At 64.4% G+C, this 14,620-nt stretch carries 14 protein-coding genes and 1 pseudogene; 10 read left to right on the top strand and 5 right to left on the bottom strand.

The genetic code is table 11. From position 1 onward, the window contains the following. The first annotated feature begins 32 nt into the window (after positions 1-32). Complete coding sequence (locus AVMA1855_RS19585; RefSeq protein WP_284426971.1) at positions 33-722, top strand: hypothetical protein; 690 nt, start codon at positions 33-35, stop codon at positions 720-722. On the opposite strand, the gene AVMA1855_RS19580 is transcribed toward AVMA1855_RS19585, so the two are convergent. Next, entirely contained in the window at positions 716-1,192 is a 477-nt protein-coding gene (locus AVMA1855_RS19580) for a PACE efflux transporter (RefSeq protein WP_284427018.1), read from the bottom strand. The genes AVMA1855_RS19585 and AVMA1855_RS19580 overlap by 7 nt on opposite strands. 126 nt (positions 1,193-1,318) lie before the next feature. Here AVMA1855_RS19580 and AVMA1855_RS19575 point away from each other — a divergent pair, with 126 nt between their 5' ends. Next, positions 1,319-2,266, top strand: coding sequence for a LysR family transcriptional regulator (locus tag AVMA1855_RS19575; protein WP_284426970.1), 948 nt, complete (start codon positions 1,319-1,321; stop codon positions 2,264-2,266). A 60-nt stretch (positions 2,267-2,326) separates the two neighbouring features. On the opposite strand, the gene AVMA1855_RS19570 is transcribed toward AVMA1855_RS19575, so the two are convergent. Continuing rightward, a complete protein-coding gene (locus AVMA1855_RS19570; RefSeq protein ID WP_284426969.1) occupies positions 2,327-3,145 on the bottom strand; it encodes a fumarylacetoacetate hydrolase family protein in 819 nt (272 codons plus the stop codon). Between the two features lie 85 nt (positions 3,146-3,230). Here AVMA1855_RS19570 and AVMA1855_RS19565 point away from each other — a divergent pair, with 85 nt between their 5' ends. Beyond that, positions 3,231-4,157, top strand: a complete 927-nt coding sequence (locus AVMA1855_RS19565) for a PPK2 family polyphosphate kinase (RefSeq protein WP_284426968.1) — start codon at positions 3,231-3,233, stop codon at positions 4,155-4,157. 166 nt (positions 4,158-4,323) lie between these two features. After that, on the top strand, positions 4,324-5,625 hold the full coding sequence (locus AVMA1855_RS19560; RefSeq protein WP_284426967.1) for a Glu/Leu/Phe/Val family dehydrogenase: 1,302 nt from the start codon (positions 4,324-4,326) through the stop codon (positions 5,623-5,625). A gap of 111 nt (positions 5,626-5,736) precedes the next feature. On the opposite strand, the gene AVMA1855_RS19555 is transcribed toward AVMA1855_RS19560, so the two are convergent. Beyond that, positions 5,737-6,861 carry a hypothetical protein gene (locus AVMA1855_RS19555; RefSeq protein ID WP_284426966.1) on the bottom strand — a complete coding sequence of 375 codons (1,125 nt, stop codon included), beginning with the start codon at positions 6,859-6,861 and terminating at the stop codon, positions 5,737-5,739. Positions 6,862-7,071: 210 nt separating this feature from the next. On the opposite strand from AVMA1855_RS19555, the gene AVMA1855_RS19550 reads away from it, so the two are divergent. Next, positions 7,072-7,611: a GNAT family N-acetyltransferase gene (locus AVMA1855_RS19550; protein WP_284426965.1), complete on the top strand. Its 540-nt coding sequence runs from the start codon at positions 7,072-7,074 to the stop codon at positions 7,609-7,611. Between the two features lie 39 nt (positions 7,612-7,650). Here AVMA1855_RS19550 and AVMA1855_RS19545 read toward each other — a convergent pair whose 3' ends face one another. Beyond that, complete coding sequence (locus tag AVMA1855_RS19545) at positions 7,651-8,661, bottom strand: LysR family transcriptional regulator (protein ID WP_284426964.1); 1,011 nt, start codon at positions 8,659-8,661, stop codon at positions 7,651-7,653. Positions 8,662-8,830: 169 nt separating this feature from the next. On the opposite strand from AVMA1855_RS19545, the gene AVMA1855_RS19540 reads away from it, so the two are divergent. The 5 genes from AVMA1855_RS19540 to AVMA1855_RS19520 all read left to right on the top strand — a co-directional run bounded on the left by AVMA1855_RS19540 (position 8,831) and on the right by AVMA1855_RS19520 (position 14,288). Next, the gene (locus tag AVMA1855_RS19540) at positions 8,831-9,721 is read left to right on the top strand and encodes an oxidoreductase (protein WP_284426963.1); all 891 of its coding nucleotides are present in this window, start codon (positions 8,831-8,833) and stop codon (positions 9,719-9,721) included. Between the two features lie 583 nt (positions 9,722-10,304). Beyond that, complete coding sequence (locus AVMA1855_RS19535) at positions 10,305-11,090, top strand: nitroreductase family protein (RefSeq protein ID WP_284426962.1); 786 nt, start codon at positions 10,305-10,307, stop codon at positions 11,088-11,090. Positions 11,091-11,131: 41 nt separating this feature from the next. Next, entirely contained in the window at positions 11,132-11,467 is a 336-nt protein-coding gene (locus AVMA1855_RS19530; protein ID WP_284427017.1) for a nitroreductase family protein, read from the top strand. Between the two features lie 3 nt (positions 11,468-11,470). Beyond that, positions 11,471-13,063 (top strand): carbamoyltransferase C-terminal domain-containing protein, encoded by a 1,593-nt coding sequence (locus AVMA1855_RS19525; RefSeq protein WP_284426961.1) that lies wholly within the window; start codon positions 11,471-11,473, stop codon positions 13,061-13,063. A gap of 1 nt (position 13,064) precedes the next feature. Beyond that, positions 13,065-14,288 (top strand): MFS transporter, encoded by a 1,224-nt coding sequence (locus AVMA1855_RS19520; RefSeq protein ID WP_284426960.1) that lies wholly within the window; start codon positions 13,065-13,067, stop codon positions 14,286-14,288. 51 nt (positions 14,289-14,339) lie between these two features. On the opposite strand, the pseudogene AVMA1855_RS19515 reads toward AVMA1855_RS19520, so the two are convergent. After that, a pseudogene (locus AVMA1855_RS19515) lies at positions 14,340-14,498 on the bottom strand (helicase C-terminal domain-containing protein); the annotation flags it as partial. Positions 14,499-14,620: the final 122 nt, after the last annotated feature.

Here is a 14,620-nt window from a genome sequence, read left to right as displayed (position 1 = left end):
GCCTCTTTCACTGCACGCCGCCGCGCCACGCCATGAAGCCCCTTCCCGCCCCCGCACGCCTGTCCCCGCTCTTCGTGGCGGCCACCCTGATCCTGGGCGCCGGCGCGGCCATGGCCCAGACGGCCCCGGCCGCAGCGCCCACGGCGGCATCCCCCGCCGCCGCACCCGCCCAGACCGTGCGCCTGCGCGGCACCATCGAAGCCGCCACGCCCACTTCGCTCACCGTCAAGGAACGCGGCGGGCAGACGGTCACGCTGGCGCTTTCGCCCACGCTGGTGGTGCAGGAGGTCTATCCGATCGCGCTGGCGGACATCCAGCCGGGCAGCTTCATCGGCACGGCCGCGCTGCCCCAGGCGGACGGCACCCAGCGCGCCATCGCCGTCACGGTGTTCCCCGAATCCGCGCGCGGGGCCGGCGAGGGCCACCGCCCGTTCGACCTGCAGCCCCAGAGCACCATGACCAACGCCACCGTGGCCGACGTGGCAGGCGTGTCCGATGCCGCCGGCGGGGCCGCCAAGGGGCGCACGCTGAAGCTCACCTACCAGGGTGGCGAGAAGACCGTCATCGTGCCGCCCGGCGCGCCCGTGGTGACTTTCCGCGGCGGCGACCGCAGCCTGCTGGTGCCGGGCGCCAGCGTGTCGCTCACCGCGCAGGAGGTGAACGGCACCCCCACGGCCACGCGCATCAACGCCGGGCGCAACGGCTTCGCGCTGCCTTACTGAGCCACGGTCTGGGGGGTGGCCTTCGTGGTGGCCTGAACGCCGGACGGTTCCGCCTGGGCCGATGCCGGCAGGCCGAAAATGCGGTCGAAGCCCCAGTTGAAGACGAAGGTGTAGCAAAGAAAGAAGGCGATCAGCCCCAGGTCCATCACGAAGGCCTGCCACAGGCTGACCTTGAACCACCAGGCGAACAGCGGCACCAGGGTGAAGACCAGGCCGCCCTCGAACCCGATGGCATGGGCGATGCGGCGCGCCGTGCTGCGCCCGCGCACCGGCTGGCGCGCCTCCCAGCGCTCGAACGCCCAGTTGAACACGAGGTTCCACACCACCGCGATGGCCGAGGCGGCCACCGCGACCACGCCCGAATGCCCCGGCCCCTGCCCCGTGAGCCACGCCAGCGCCGCGGTGGCGGCCACGATGGCGATCAGCTCGTACAGGGTGACGTACAGGACGCGGCGCGGCAGGCCTTGCAGGCCTTGCAGGCCGGTGGGGCGGTGGGTAGCGGGGGCGGTTTGCGTGGACATGGGGCCACTGTATGTGTGCCAGGCTGATACATAAAGTCAGCTTGTTTCAGTTTTATTGATAGATACTCCGGCCCCATGGCGTTCTCTTCCGACAGCGTGCAGGTGTTTCTGGCCGTGCTGGACCAGGGCTCGTTCTCGGCCGCGGCGCGGGCGCTGTCACGCGTGCCCTCGGCCGTGAGCATGACCATCGCCCACCTCGAAGCCGAGCTGGCCGTGCCGCTGTTCGACCGCACCGGCCGCGAGCCCCGCCCCACCGCCGCGGCCCGCGCGCTGGAGCCCCAGGCGCGGCTGCTGGCGGCCCAGCTCAAGCAACTGAACGCGCAGGCGCTCGCCCTTACCCAGGGGCTGGAGGAGCGCCTGACCCTGGCCATCGCGCCCGAGCTGCTGGCCGCCCACTGGCGCAGCCCGCTGGCGGCCCTGGCGCAGGAGCACCCGCTGCTGCAGGTCGAGGTGCTGGCCGCGCCGCAGGCCGATGCGCTGGCGCTGCTGCACGCCGGGCGCGCGCAGCTGGCGCTGGTGTTCGAGCGGCCCAGCATGGACGGGCGCGAGGGCTTCCAGGAGGTGGGCAGCGAAACCCTGGTCGCCGTGATGGCGCCGGGCCACCCCGTGCTGGCCGCCGCGCAGGCCGCGGCCGCGGAGCGCGGCGAGCCCCCCGCCGCCGCCCTGCTGCGCGAGGAGCACCTGACCACCACGCGCCAGATCGTCGTGGCCAGCCGCGACCTGGCGCAGACCGATCCGCGCTTCGTGTTCGCGCGCCACCACTGGCGCACCGACAACCACCTGGCTGCGCTGGGCCTGATCGAGGCGGGCCTGGGCTGGGGCTGGCAGCCGCGCGCGCTGGTGCAGCCGCGCATCGCGGCGGGTTCGCTGGTGGAGATGCCGTTCGAGAACCTGAGCAACGGCGTCGCGCTGTGGGTGGACGTGGTGTGGTCCAAGGAGCGCCCGCTGGGCCTGGGCGCACGGCGCTTCGTGGAGCTGATCGACGGGCAGGCCGCGCGACCTTTGAGCCAAAACAGGCCTTAGCGCATATTCCACTAGGGCGTATTGCTATTTATTTAATAGCACAACACTCCGAGGTACCGGCTACAGCTGCACGCTCGCGGTGCCGATGCCGTCGAACGCCACCTCCACCGCATCGCCCAGGCGGGCGTTCAGCCGCCCGGCCCAGTTGCCGGTGGTGACCACCGTGCCGGCCGGCAAGGTGCCGAAGTGCTGCGTGGCATGGCGCAGCCACGCGGCCAGCAGCCAGGCGGGATCGCCCAGCGAATGCGTGCCTTGGCGCTCCACCGCGTCCTGGCCCGTGATGCGCACCGTGCAGCGCTGCTGCACCCAGTCGGGCGGCGCACCGGCGTCGAACGGCCCCCATTCGCCCAGCACCAGCGCGCCGTGCGACTGCTGGTCGGCCAGCGTGAGCAGGCCGGCCACCGCGCCGTCCTGGGCCCAGCGCGTTTCCACGATCTCGATCGACACGGCCATCGCGTCGACCAGGTGCGCGCCCTCGCCGTCGGCCAGCCGGGCCGCAGCGGCGGCATCCACCGCCTGGCCCAGCCGCAGGGCGATCTCGGCCTCGATGCCGCGCAGCGCGAACGGCCAGGCCTGCGCCTGGGCCGGATGGGTCCACACGCCCGCCTCGGGCAGCGGGGCGTGGGTCAGCACGGTCGCCCGGTCCGCGCCGCCGGACTTCCAGTACCGGGGCACCCCGGTGGACCACCAGCCCAGCGCCTGCGCCACGGCGCCCTGCACGGCATAGGCCGCATCGGCGTCCCGCAGGGCCGCCGACAGCGGCTGCGCGTCGGCGGGCACGGCGGTGGCGCGGGCCTGCAGCAGGGCCTGGGCGACCGCGGCAACCCCGGCAACCGGAGGGGAGGAATCGGCGGAATTCACGGCGGGATCGACAGACATGGAAGGGCTTTCTCGTTCAGGGCTCGAGCGATGATTGTGCGGCCCGCGCGACACTATGGACTTTCCCACCCCACCAGGACCCGCCATGGCCGCCAAAGCCCCCGCCCCCGCTCCCCTGCCCACCGACGAGATCGCCCGGCGCCTGGCGCCATGGCAGCCCGCGCCGGCCCACGCGGAGCCGGCCGGCAAGGCCGCGAAGGCCGAGGCCAAGGCAGCGGCGAAAGACGGCCCCCTGCCCGCCCTGGACCTGGCCCGCTTCGACCCCTCGGCCAAGCCCTTCTCGCAGGGCGACAAGGCCAGCGACAAGGCGCGCGTCGAAGCCCTGGCCCTCGAACTGGACACCCTGCAGGACCTGCTGTACGCCGACAAGCGCTACAAGCTCCTGGTGATCCTGCAGGGCACCGACACCTCCGGCAAGGACGGCACGGTGCGCGGGGTGTTCGGCCGCATGAGCGCGCTGGGCGTGCACGCCGTGGGCTGGAAGGCGCCCACCGACACCGAGCGCGCCCACGACTACCTCTGGCGCATCCACCAGCAGGTGCCCGGCGCGGGCGAGCTGACCGTGTTCAACCGCAGCCACTATGAAGACGTGCTGGTGCCCGTGGTGAACGGCTGGATCACACCCGAGCAGCACCGCCAGCGGCTGGCGCACATCAACGACTTCGAACGCCTGCTGACCGAAACCGGCACCGTGGTGGTGAAGTTCATGCTGCACATCAGCCGGGACGAGCAGCGCAAGCGCCTGCAGGAGCGCCTGGACGACCCGGCCAAGCACTGGAAATTCGACCTGGGCGACATCGCCGCGCGCAAGCAGTGGGACGACTACCAGCGCGCCTACGCCACCCTGCTGGCCGCCACGCACACGCCGTGGGCCCCCTGGACCATCGTGCCCGCCGACTCCAAGACCCACCGCAACCTCATGATCGCCACCGTGCTGCGCGAGGTGCTGGCCCGGCTCGGCCTGCGCTACCCCGAAGGCGATCCCGCGCTGGCGGGCATCCAGGTGGAATGAGCCGCGCGACCGCCCGTCGGCCGGCCCTTGAAAAACGGCGCTGCGACCCGTTGCCCAGGTTATGCATTCGGCGCATAAACCTGTAACACTACGGCCTTGGACAGTTGCCGGGGGCAGGCATAAGCTCCGTCGTCTGAACTGATCCCTCCTTCAAGGAAACCCCCTCATGTCGAACACCAACGGCACCCGCACCCAGCACGAACTGCCCTCCTACCTCCAGGCCGACGACCTCGGCCCGTGGGGCAACTACCTGCAGCAGGTGGACCGCGTCACGCCCTACCTGGGCAACCTGGCGCGCTGGGTGGAAACGCTCAAGCGCCCCAAGCGCATCCTGATCGTGGACGTGCCGATCGAGCTGGACAACGGCACCATCGCCCACTTCGAGGGCTACCGCGTGCAGCACAACCTGAGCCGCGGTCCCGGCAAGGGCGGCGTGCGCTTCCACCAGGACGTCACGCTGTCCGAAGTGATGGCCCTGTCGGCCTGGATGTCGGTCAAGAACGCGGCCGTGAACGTGCCCTACGGCGGTGCCAAGGGCGGCATCCGCGTCGATCCCAAGAAGCTGTCGCGCGGCGAGCTGGAGCGCCTGACGCGCCGCTACACCAGCGAGATCGGCCTGCTCATCGGCCCCTCCAAGGACATCCCCGCCCCCGACGTGAACACCAACGGCCAGGTCATGGCCTGGATGATGGACACGTACTCCATGAACACCGGCGCCACCGCCACGGGCGTGGTCACCGGCAAGCCGGTGGACCTGGGCGGCTCGCTCGGCCGCGTCGAGGCCACCGGCCGCGGCGTGTTCACCGTGGGCGTGGAAGCCGCCAAGCTGACGGGCCTGCCGCTGGAAGGCGCGCGCATCGCGGTGCAGGGCTTCGGCAACGTGGGCGGCATCGCCGGCAAGCTGTTCGCCGAAGCGGGCGCCAAGGTCGTGGCCGTGCAGGACCACACCGGCACCATCTTCCACCAGGGCGGCCTGGACGTGCCCGCCCTGCTGGAGCACGTCAAGAAGACGGGCGGCGTGGGCGGCTTCGGCGGCGCCGAAGCGATGGCCAAGGAAGACTTCTGGGGCGTGGACTGCGAGATCCTCATCCCCGCCGCGCTGGAAGGCCAGATCACCAAGCACAACGCCGGCCAGATCAAGGCCAAGCTCGTGATCGAGGGCGCCAACGGCCCCACGACCACCGAGGCCGACGACATCCTGCACGACAAGGGCGTGCTGGTGCTGCCCGACGTGATCGCCAACGCCGGCGGCGTGACGGTGAGCTACTTCGAATGGGTGCAGGATTTCTCCAGCTTCTTCTGGAGCGAGGACGAGATCAACGCCCGCCTCGTGCGCATCATGCAGGAGGCCTTCGCCGGCATCTGGCACGTGGCGCAGGAACACAAGGTGAGCCTGCGCACAGCCACCTTCATCGTGGCGTGCCAGCGCATCCTGCACGCCCGCGAAATGCGCGGTCTGTACCCCTGATCCGCCCTTGCCCGAGGAGGGTCCGCCCGGCCTACCCGGCCGGCGCCCTTCCCTGGAATGGACCGCCAGCGCCCCACCGGGCCTGGCGGTTTTTTTATGCCCGTACGCCGGTCAGGGCGGCGGGCCGGAGCCCTGCGGCGCATCGCCCGCCGGCCGCGCCGCACCGGCCTCGAACACCCGAAACGCCACGCAAAACGGCTGCACGCAGGGCGCCCGGCCCGCATAGGGGCAGCCCGCCGTGTCGCACGCCTCGCCCTGCCCGCTGCGCCCGGCCTCGTCGTCCTCGGGGCGCCAGCCGCTGGCCTGCAGCGCGGCCATCTGCAGCCAGGGATCGGAGCGCTGCAGGGCCAGCATGTCCCGCCCGTACACCACGGCCGCCGCCTGGGCGTGCGGCGCCAGGTCCAGGGCCAGCAGGGCACTGGTGCGGCTGGCCGCCGCGCCCTCGCCCGACTGCAGCACCAGCGCGAACAGCCCCGACTGCAGCGCCTGCGGGCGGCCCGCGAACACGAGCGGCGGCGAGGCTTCGCCGGGCACCGCCGGGCCGGCCCCCGCCGACGCGGGCGACCCGCCTGCCGCGCCCACCGACGGCTGCTGCTGCAGCCACACCGCCGGCACCCGCAGCGTGAGGGCATAGCCGCGCGGGCCATCGGCCGTCTCCACCACGCCCTGGCGCGCCAGCCAGGTCTGCAGGGGCGGCAGATCGTCCGCCGCGCCCTGCGCCAGGGCCGCGGGCCACGGCTGCGCCACAGCGACCTGCTGGGGCCGCCCCGTGGGCGCCGTGAGTTGCTGCAGCAGCGCTCCGAGCATCTGGCGCAACGGGGCGCCGACGCCGCTGGTGGGCCAGGGCAGGCCCTGCACGGCGGCCGCGCCCGGTGCCGGTGCGGCACCGGCAAGCCCAGCGGCCGGTGCTGCCGTGGCGGGAGCGCCCGGCCCCGGGATGGCCACACGGGCGGCGGATGCCGCGCCCACCGGCCCGGTCGCCGCACCCTCCAGGCTCTGGCGGGCCTGCGGAGAAATGCTGACGCGGTCGGCCGGCGCGGGCAGGGGCGGGCGCTGCGCCGTGGGGGGCAGGGGCAACGCGCCGGGCACCGGGGTGCCGCCATCGGCACCGCCCGCCGCGGGCACCCCCGAGGCATCGACGCCGAGCAGCGTGTTCTGCCGCTGCAGCGCCGCTTCGGCCAGCACGCGCGCCACCGGGGCGAGTGGAGCGCGGGGCGGATCGATGGAGGCGGACATGGCGTGGAGCGGGGCGAGGGGTGGGGGTTCAGCCGGCGGTGGGGCGGTGCGTTCGCGGAACTGTGCACCGATTCTGGCGGTTCGCCAACCCGCCTTCGCCGTGCAGGTTGGTATAACGGAACGCATCCCCGCACCGGATCGTTCGCCCGCCCCCGGAAGCCGTCGCGACGGCCCGGCCCCCCGGCCCTTCTCGGCTGCCCCGCTTGACCCATGCCCTCCATGCCCCCCGACCTCGACGACCTGCAGTTGCGCCCCCTCACCCCCGGCGACGCCGCGCCGTTCGCCGCCCTGCGGCTGCGCGGGCTGCGCGAATGCCCACAGGCGTTCTCGTCCAGCTACGAGGAAGAGGCCGCCACGCCCCTGGCCGACTTCGAGCGCCGCCTGCAGGCCCAGCCCGGCCGGGCCGTGCTGGGCGCGTTCGACGGCGGCACGCTCGTCGCCACCGTGGGCATCAAGCGCGAGGACATGCGCCAGCTCTCGCACAAGGCGTTCCTCTGGGGCATGTACGTGGCGCCCGAAGCGCGGCGCCGGTCCGTGGGGCGGCGCCTGCTGCGCCATGCCCTGGACTACGCCGTCGAGCCGCTGGGCGTGCGCCAGGTCAACCTGGGGGTGACCGCGTCGAACACGGCGGCGGTGGCGCTGTACCGGGCGCTGGGCTTCGTGGCGTACGGCGTCGAGCGGGAGTACCTCTGCGTCGATGGCCAGTACCACGACGAAATCCTGATGGCGTGCCGGCTGCGCCGCGGCTGACACGGGCGCTGCGCCGAGGGGCAGGCCCCGCCTGGCGCATCACCCCGAGCGGGTCGGCGCCCGGGCCGCAGCGGCTTTGTGGCTTTTCTTCAGCGCCTTCGCGTGCGCCGCGCTGGCCCTCGCCAGCTCCTGCGGGCTCAAACCCAGGGCGGGGTTGTCCGCCAGCATGTCCACCGCCAGGTCGATGAAGGCGCGCACCCGCGCCGGCTGGGCCGCACGGCTGCCGTAGTAGACGTACAGGCCCAGGTGGTGCGCGACCACATCGGTCAGCACCGGCACCAGCCGGCCGCTGCGCACCAGCGGCGCGGCGGTGGTGCCCACCAGCTGTCCGATCACGTGGCCGCCCAGCACGGCGCGCGCCTCCAGCTCGATGTCGTTGACGCAGAACGCCGGCGCGATGGCGTGGGCCACGATCTCTTCGCCCACGCGGAACTCCCACGGCATGGGCTTGCCCGTGGCGGGGTGGCGAAAACCGCTGCAGCGGTGCCCGGCCAGGTCTTCGATGCGCAACGGCACGCCATGGCGCGCCAGGTACTCCGGCGTGGCGCACACCACCAACTGCAGCGCCATCAGGCGCCGCGCGACGACCCCGCCCTCGGGCGGGTAGCCGGAGCGAAAGCCCACGTCCACCCGGTCCTCCACCCAGTTGCCGATGCGGTCGTCCAGCTGCACATCGGGCTCCACCTGCGGATAGCGGCGGCAGAACGCGTCCACCACGGGCCAGATGACCTCCAGCATCATCGACCGCGGCGCGGTGATGCGCAGCGGCCCGGCAATCTCCTCACGCCCGCGCCGCGCGCCGTGCACCGCCCGCTGCAGGGTGGCCAGCCCGGGCTGCGCGGCATCGAGAAACCGGCGGCCCTCCTCGGTCAGGCTGAGGCTGCGCGTGGTGCGGTGGAACAGCCGCACGCCCAGGTGCGCCTCCAGCTGCGCCAACGCCAGGCTGGCCGCCTGCGGCGTGATGCCCTGTGCCGAGGCCGCCTGGCGCAGGCTGCCGAGTTCGGCGGCTTTCGCGAAGGTGGCGATGGCCCGCAGTTCGTTGATGGCCATGGCATTCCCCCTTGATTGACCGTCGATTGACAAGTATTGCTTGCGTATGAATCGAGGGATTATGGGCTAGTGCGATGGCAATGGTGTGCCTAAAGTCCCACCCATGGCAGCCGGATCGACCGGCCTGCCGGACCGAGCAGACCGCCAATAGAAACCCGAGGACCTTTCCATGACCGCCACCGCATCCATTGCCACCTCCGCTTCGTCGTCTTCCCATCCCCGCGTCTGGCTGATCACCGGCGCCTCGCGCGGCATCGGTGCCCGCATCGCAGAGGCCGCGCTGGCCCGGGGCGATGCGGTGGTGGCCACCTCGCGCAGCGCGCAATCCGTCACCCAGCGGCTGGGCACCCACGACGCACTGCTGGCCGTGTCCCTGGACGTGACCGACGAGGCGCAGGCACGCCAGGCGGTGGGCGCCGCGCTGGAGCGCTTCGGCCGCATCGACGTGCTGGTCAACAACGCGGGCTACGGCCTGCTGGGCGCGGTGGAAGCGGCCACCGCCGACGAGGTGCGCAGCCTCTACGACACCAACGTGTTCGGCCTGCTGAACGTGACCCGTGCCGTGCTGCCGACCCTGCGCGCGCAACGCGCCGGCCACGTGATCAACATCTCGTCGCTGGGCGGGGTGCAATCGAGTGCGGGTTTCGGCGTGTATTGCTCGACCAAGTTCGCGGTCGAGGGCCTGACCGAAGCCCTGCACGCCGAGCTGGCACCGCTGGGCATCCACGCCACGGTGGTGGAGCCGGGCTACTTTCGCACCGAATTCCTCGACACGGCGTCGCTGGCGATCTCGCCCCGGGTCGTGCAGGACTACGCCGCCAGCGCCGGCGCCGTGCGCGAGGCGGCGCGCCGCATCCACCTGAACCAGCCCGGCGACCCCGAGCGCCTGGCCCAGGCCATCCTGCAACTGGTGGACAGCCCCGCGCCGCCCCTGCGCCTGCCGCTGGGCACCGACACGCTGCAGGCCATTGCCGACAAGCACGCGTTCGTGCAGGCGGAAACCGCCCAGTGGCGCGCGCTGGCCGCGTCCACGGACTTCCCGGCGAACGCAGCCGCATGACCCCGGCGGCGCGGCACCCCTCGCGGAAGCCGCGCCACCGTCGCGCCGCGCTCTGTTTCGATGCGCAGGCATGCAAGATCGATTCAGTCGAATGCTACAAATTAAATAGCAAAATGCCCTAGTGGAATATGCGCTAGAGGCCGATTGGAGACCAAACTCTCTGCCACTCACCGTCCGGCTACAGGTGCGGCACCACGGCTTCCGCCATCGTAGGCCCTGTTTATCGACGCACTATCATTTTTTATTAGCCCACTGGATTGGGGGAAGCAATTCATAAAAAATGCAAATAATTATATTAAATAAAATTTATATAGAAAATTATTTCTTCGCAGATAAGTTATTTTTATTTTGTTGATGTTTCTCATATTACCTTTCCAGACACCTATTTGGTGGCAATATTGTTCTGTCGCAATTTCGCGGCGTTTTAAATCTTAAGGATCATCATATGAAGAAAATTCAAATTGAATCGCCATTGAAATGCCAATCCAATGACGCATATCGAGACCACGCGATCAGAAAATAATTAACTCAGCAATGGGTGAACTTGTGTTCACCCATTTCAATAAATTCTCCAATTACAGTTATGAAGTGGCTGCAGCCTTCTCACTTTCTAAAAATAGATGCGGGAAAATTGATTTTTTGGGACTATGAAAAACATCAACAATTCGAAATAACACCCAATCATCTTAATCGCCTGCTTGAATTTTCAACGGGGGCCTTTGTCAAAAAAACGCAGGTTGACGAAGATATTTCCAATGCAGAGGTATTAGTTGATGCCTTTCGGGAGCAAAAATGGTCTTGGGATTGGCTGTCTCATATTTTTCATTATGGCACCCAGCACCCCCTAGCGCCAGAATCAATGCAGTCGCCCACAAGTTCACACGAATATGCAGCTTCGTACTTGGATTTCTGCGCCTCTATTCGTGATGCCATGCCGCCGGTCGAAATCATCAAAGGAGGCACCCGATTTGCCCTACCGGATTTCGAATTAAAAAAACTGAATAGTGCAAATCTGTGGGAATCTTTGCTCAGCAGGCGGACCTGCAGGGATTTCGATAGCAAGCCCGTGTCTCTCAGAAAGATTTCAACGTTACTCTACTGCGCCTTTGGTGATATCAAGGCAGACGAAAATATGGAAAATCTATCTGTCTATGGATACAAGCGGACTTCGCCAGCTGCAGGGGGATTGCAATGCACCGAACCCTATCTATGGGCAACCAATATCGAAGGCTTGCCTAGTGGCATATACCACTACCTGTCGAAAAGACACGAATTAGAGTTCATCAAGGCACTTCCAGAGGAACCGATAGGGAACCTCTCAAAACTTCCGAATTTGCAAGGCTTGAACGCCGTAACTCGTGATTTGTAAGCGCGCCAAGTGGCTGAGACAGGGGTTTTGAGAGGTTCCCGATAGGCACTTACTTATGCCATCAAGATTGGGCTAACGACATGGCTTTCGCCATTGTGATGACCTCACGATTCGACAAGATGTGGTGGAAATATCCGCACTCCCGAGCCTACCGCCCGATGTTGATGGAAGTGGGCCACCTCTCCCAAACCCTGAATCTATTGATCACAGCCATGGAATTGAAGCCTTGGCTTACCGGTTATTTTCACGACCGGGAGCTTGCGGAAATTCTGGAGTGTTCTGCGGATATCGAACATCCAATTTTGGTCGTGGGCGGAGGCACAGGCAGTGGAAACAGTGTGGATAGAATAACCCGCAAGATAACAGGGGGAGTTTAGTTGATGACATCCATTAAGGATTTATGTATATTAGGCATAAAACCCGGTCATGACGGCACAGCCGCTCTGATTGAAAATGGCGAGCTAATCTATTCCCTAGAATCGGAAAAAGACAATGGCCGCCGATACAGCGATTTTTCCGGAGACACGCTGTTGAAATTGATGCTCACTGGAGAAAAACAGCCCAATGTGCTGGCTTATGGCGGTTGGAGCAAAGGCTCAGACCCTGAAGGTTTTTCGATTGAAGCTGGGTATTCGAACACCGATGGTGTCATATCAAAAGCGGTAACGATCTGGGGCCAACCCGCGACTTATTTCAGCTCTAGTCACGCCCGCTCCCATTTGATGTGCGGCTATGGGCTTTCGCCATGGGAACAGGGGCGGGCATGTTATGTTCTTCTTTGGGAAGGTTATCTCGGCGCGTGGTACTTCATCGACGAGAACGTGCAAATCAAGAAAATCGGCGATGTCATGACTTATCCGGGGATACGTTACGCGTTCCTTTTCGGGCTCGCAGACGCTGAATTCAAATTGAAGCCTGGACTCGTCAGACTCAGCGATGCGGGCAAGCTGATGGCCATCGCAGCTTATGCCCAGCCCAGCGGGGTAGACCTTGAGGGTCAGGAACTCATCAGTCGAATTCTTTCCACTGGCGATATTAGAAACACGCTAGATAAAGAAAAACTCAAAAATAGCAAATATTATAATTGCGGCGTTACGAGTCAAAAATTTTCCAATGTGGCCCGATTATTATCCGATACCATCTATTCGAAGTTTGAAGAGGCGGCGCGATCTGCAATAAAACTGCATGGAAAACATCCACTCATCATTTCAGGAGGATGCGGCCTCAACTGTGAATGGAATTCAAAATGGGTAGACAGCCAGTTATTCGAGGATTTTTTCATTCCGCCGTGCGTGAATGACAGTGGCTCGGCCATCGGAACGGCGATCGATGCGCAACATTTCCTCAGTGGCCATGCAAAAGTCAAGTGGAACGTTTACGCCGGAGAATCTCCCTACGATGACAATCCCGATCTCAGCGGTTGGGACATCTTCGATTACGCTGCGCCTGCATTTGCCAAGTTGCTCGCAAATGGGGCTGTTCTAGGATGGATGCGCGGTCGCTATGAAATGGGACCTCGCGCACTGGGGGCGCGATCCATACTGGCATCCCCTTCAACCAAAAACATGCTGGCAAAGCTCAACAAAATCAAAAAGCGGGAAGCCTACCGTCCAATTGCACCAATATGCCTAGCCAACGACATGCAGGAGTATTTCGGCTCCTCCGTCCCCAGCCCGTACATGCTGCATTTCAGGAATGTCAATTCCGACAAAATTCCAGCCGTCACCCATGTAGACAATTCGGCCAGACCTCAGTCGATCACGCCAGAAAATAATGCCGATATATTTGAATTATTAGTGGAATTCAAAAAATACACTGGCCTGGGAGTGCTATGCAACACCTCACTGAATTTTAACGGAGGAGGTTTTTTAAACCGACTTAGTGATCTGATTCATTTCGCAAAAGAACATGGCCTAGACGGCTTTGTTTTTGAGAACAGAATTTTTACTCCAAAACCCAAAAATATTCCCTAACATGCAAAAAAAACACCAATCCAAGTATTGGTTTTTGCTGTGCATTCAGACATTGGCAGGCTTTGCTTCCTGGATAGATATTTTTTTAATCTTTTCAGTGGCCTCTTTTATTTGGAAGTCGTCCCCTTCTGAAGTTGCATTGGTCGCGGCCCTCTATGGCTTACCTAGTTTAATCATTGGCCCTATCTTTGGCGCATTTCTTGACCGAAGCGACCCCCGAAAGTTGATGCTCTTGGGCACGATTTTCCGCACCTTTTTCACTGTTCTCATTGCCGTTGCCCCGTCATTTTGGATCTTTGCTATTTTGGTGCTGGCAAAAGGTTTGGCCAATCTGGCTTATTGGCCATCTAGCGCCGTTATCACGAACCAAGTTATCCACCAAAATGTTCGCACCCGCTATTTTTCAAGCTTGAGCGCCTTGGATCAATTGACCAAAATCGCCACCCCGGCATTGGCAGGTTTGCTCATTCTGGCAGTGCCAGCCCAACGGGTCTTTTTCGTATCTGCAGCTTCGACTGGTATCTGCGTGTTGGTACTACCGCGCTTGTTCAAGGGCATCGACTTTCCAATCAAGGAAAATATCCGTGGCGTCAGAAATCTCGCGATGAATCTCATCGACGGCTTCAAATCATTCAGCAGCCTCCCTCCCGCTTTATTGATTAGTATGTGCTTGACAATCGGGGCTTCACTGGCCTTGGCAATCTACGACCCCCATTTGGCTTCTTTTGTCAGATCAAAGGGATTCGACACCACCGTTTTTTCCCTCATCGTTTCGAGCACTGCGGCAGGGGCAATCACTGCGGCATTCTTGGTACGGTTTCTTTTGAAGAACAAGGAGGCAGGATTTCTTATCCGCCATGGCATTGTTATTTTTTCGCTCGCCATCGTTTCTTCGGCAGTTATTATTAAAGTGGCGCCACACCATTTGAATAATCTATCCTTCGCGGCGCTTTGGTTTACCAACGGTTTCGGTTATGAATTATTCACCATCGGCGCGAGTGTCAATATTCAGAACCTGTGCCCCCAGCATTTGCTGGGGCGGGTAAGCACCTCCTTGAGGAGTGTGTCTACCTTCGCGATCGTGTCGGCCCCGTCTCTTGGTGCTTTGCTTATTGCACATGGAGGGACTGAAATACCGTTCATCGCAGCCGCTGCCATCTCGGTGATGCTGTTGGCACTGGTGTTCATGTCAAACCGCTGGAATCGCCCTTTTTTTCGCTACTAATTTAATAGCAAAATGCCCTAGTGGAATATGTGCTGAAGGCCGATTGGAGACCTAACCCTCCACAGCCCACCAAGCCGGCAGCAGCCGCTGCACCTCGGCCCGAGCGAAGCGGTCGTCGATGAGGTGCACCACGCCCTCGTCGCTGGGCGAGCGGATCACACGGCCGGCCGCCTGCACCACCTTCTGCAGGCCTGGGTAGAGGTAGGGGAACCTCTCAAAACCCATCCGGTCCCTTGTTGATCGAGAACGCGTGCTCCATCCTTTGCCATGATCACTCCCCGTAGCGCCCTGAAGTTCGACCTGTTCGCTGAGGCCTCGCGCCAACACAAGAG

It is taken from the genome of Acidovorax sp. SUPP1855 (genome assembly GCF_030158955.1).
GTDB lineage: Bacteria > Pseudomonadota > Gammaproteobacteria > Burkholderiales > Burkholderiaceae_C > Paracidovorax.
This window is presented reverse-complemented; position numbering and strand designations above follow the sequence as displayed.

Excerpts from the sequence above, each read along its gene's own strand:
- AVMA1855_RS19520 (WP_284426960.1), top strand. The coding sequence starts at position 13,065 with ATGCAAAAAAAACACCAATCCAAGTATTGGTTTTTGCTGTGCATTCAG.
- AVMA1855_RS19565 (WP_284426968.1), top strand. The coding sequence starts at position 3,231 with ATGGCCGCCAAAGCCCCCGCCCCCGCTCCCCTGCCCACCGACGAGATC.
- AVMA1855_RS19535 (WP_284426962.1), top strand. The coding sequence starts at position 10,305 with ATGAAGTGGCTGCAGCCTTCTCACTTTCTAAAAATAGATGCGGGAAAA.
- AVMA1855_RS19585 (WP_284426971.1), top strand. The coding sequence starts at position 33 with ATGAAGCCCCTTCCCGCCCCCGCACGCCTGTCCCCGCTCTTCGTGGCG.
- AVMA1855_RS19550 (WP_284426965.1), top strand. The coding sequence starts at position 7,072 with ATGCCCTCCATGCCCCCCGACCTCGACGACCTGCAGTTGCGCCCCCTC.
- AVMA1855_RS19545 (WP_284426964.1), bottom strand. The coding sequence starts at position 8,661 with ATGGCCATCAACGAACTGCGGGCCATCGCCACCTTCGCGAAAGCCGCC.
- AVMA1855_RS19540 (WP_284426963.1), top strand. The coding sequence starts at position 8,831 with ATGACCGCCACCGCATCCATTGCCACCTCCGCTTCGTCGTCTTCCCAT.
- AVMA1855_RS19525 (WP_284426961.1), top strand. The coding sequence starts at position 11,471 with ATGACATCCATTAAGGATTTATGTATATTAGGCATAAAACCCGGTCAT.
- AVMA1855_RS19570 (WP_284426969.1), bottom strand. The coding sequence starts at position 3,145 with ATGTCTGTCGATCCCGCCGTGAATTCCGCCGATTCCTCCCCTCCGGTT.
- AVMA1855_RS19575 (WP_284426970.1), top strand. The coding sequence starts at position 1,319 with ATGGCGTTCTCTTCCGACAGCGTGCAGGTGTTTCTGGCCGTGCTGGAC.
- AVMA1855_RS19555 (WP_284426966.1), bottom strand. The coding sequence starts at position 6,861 with ATGTCCGCCTCCATCGATCCGCCCCGCGCTCCACTCGCCCCGGTGGCG.
- AVMA1855_RS19560 (WP_284426967.1), top strand. The coding sequence starts at position 4,324 with ATGTCGAACACCAACGGCACCCGCACCCAGCACGAACTGCCCTCCTAC.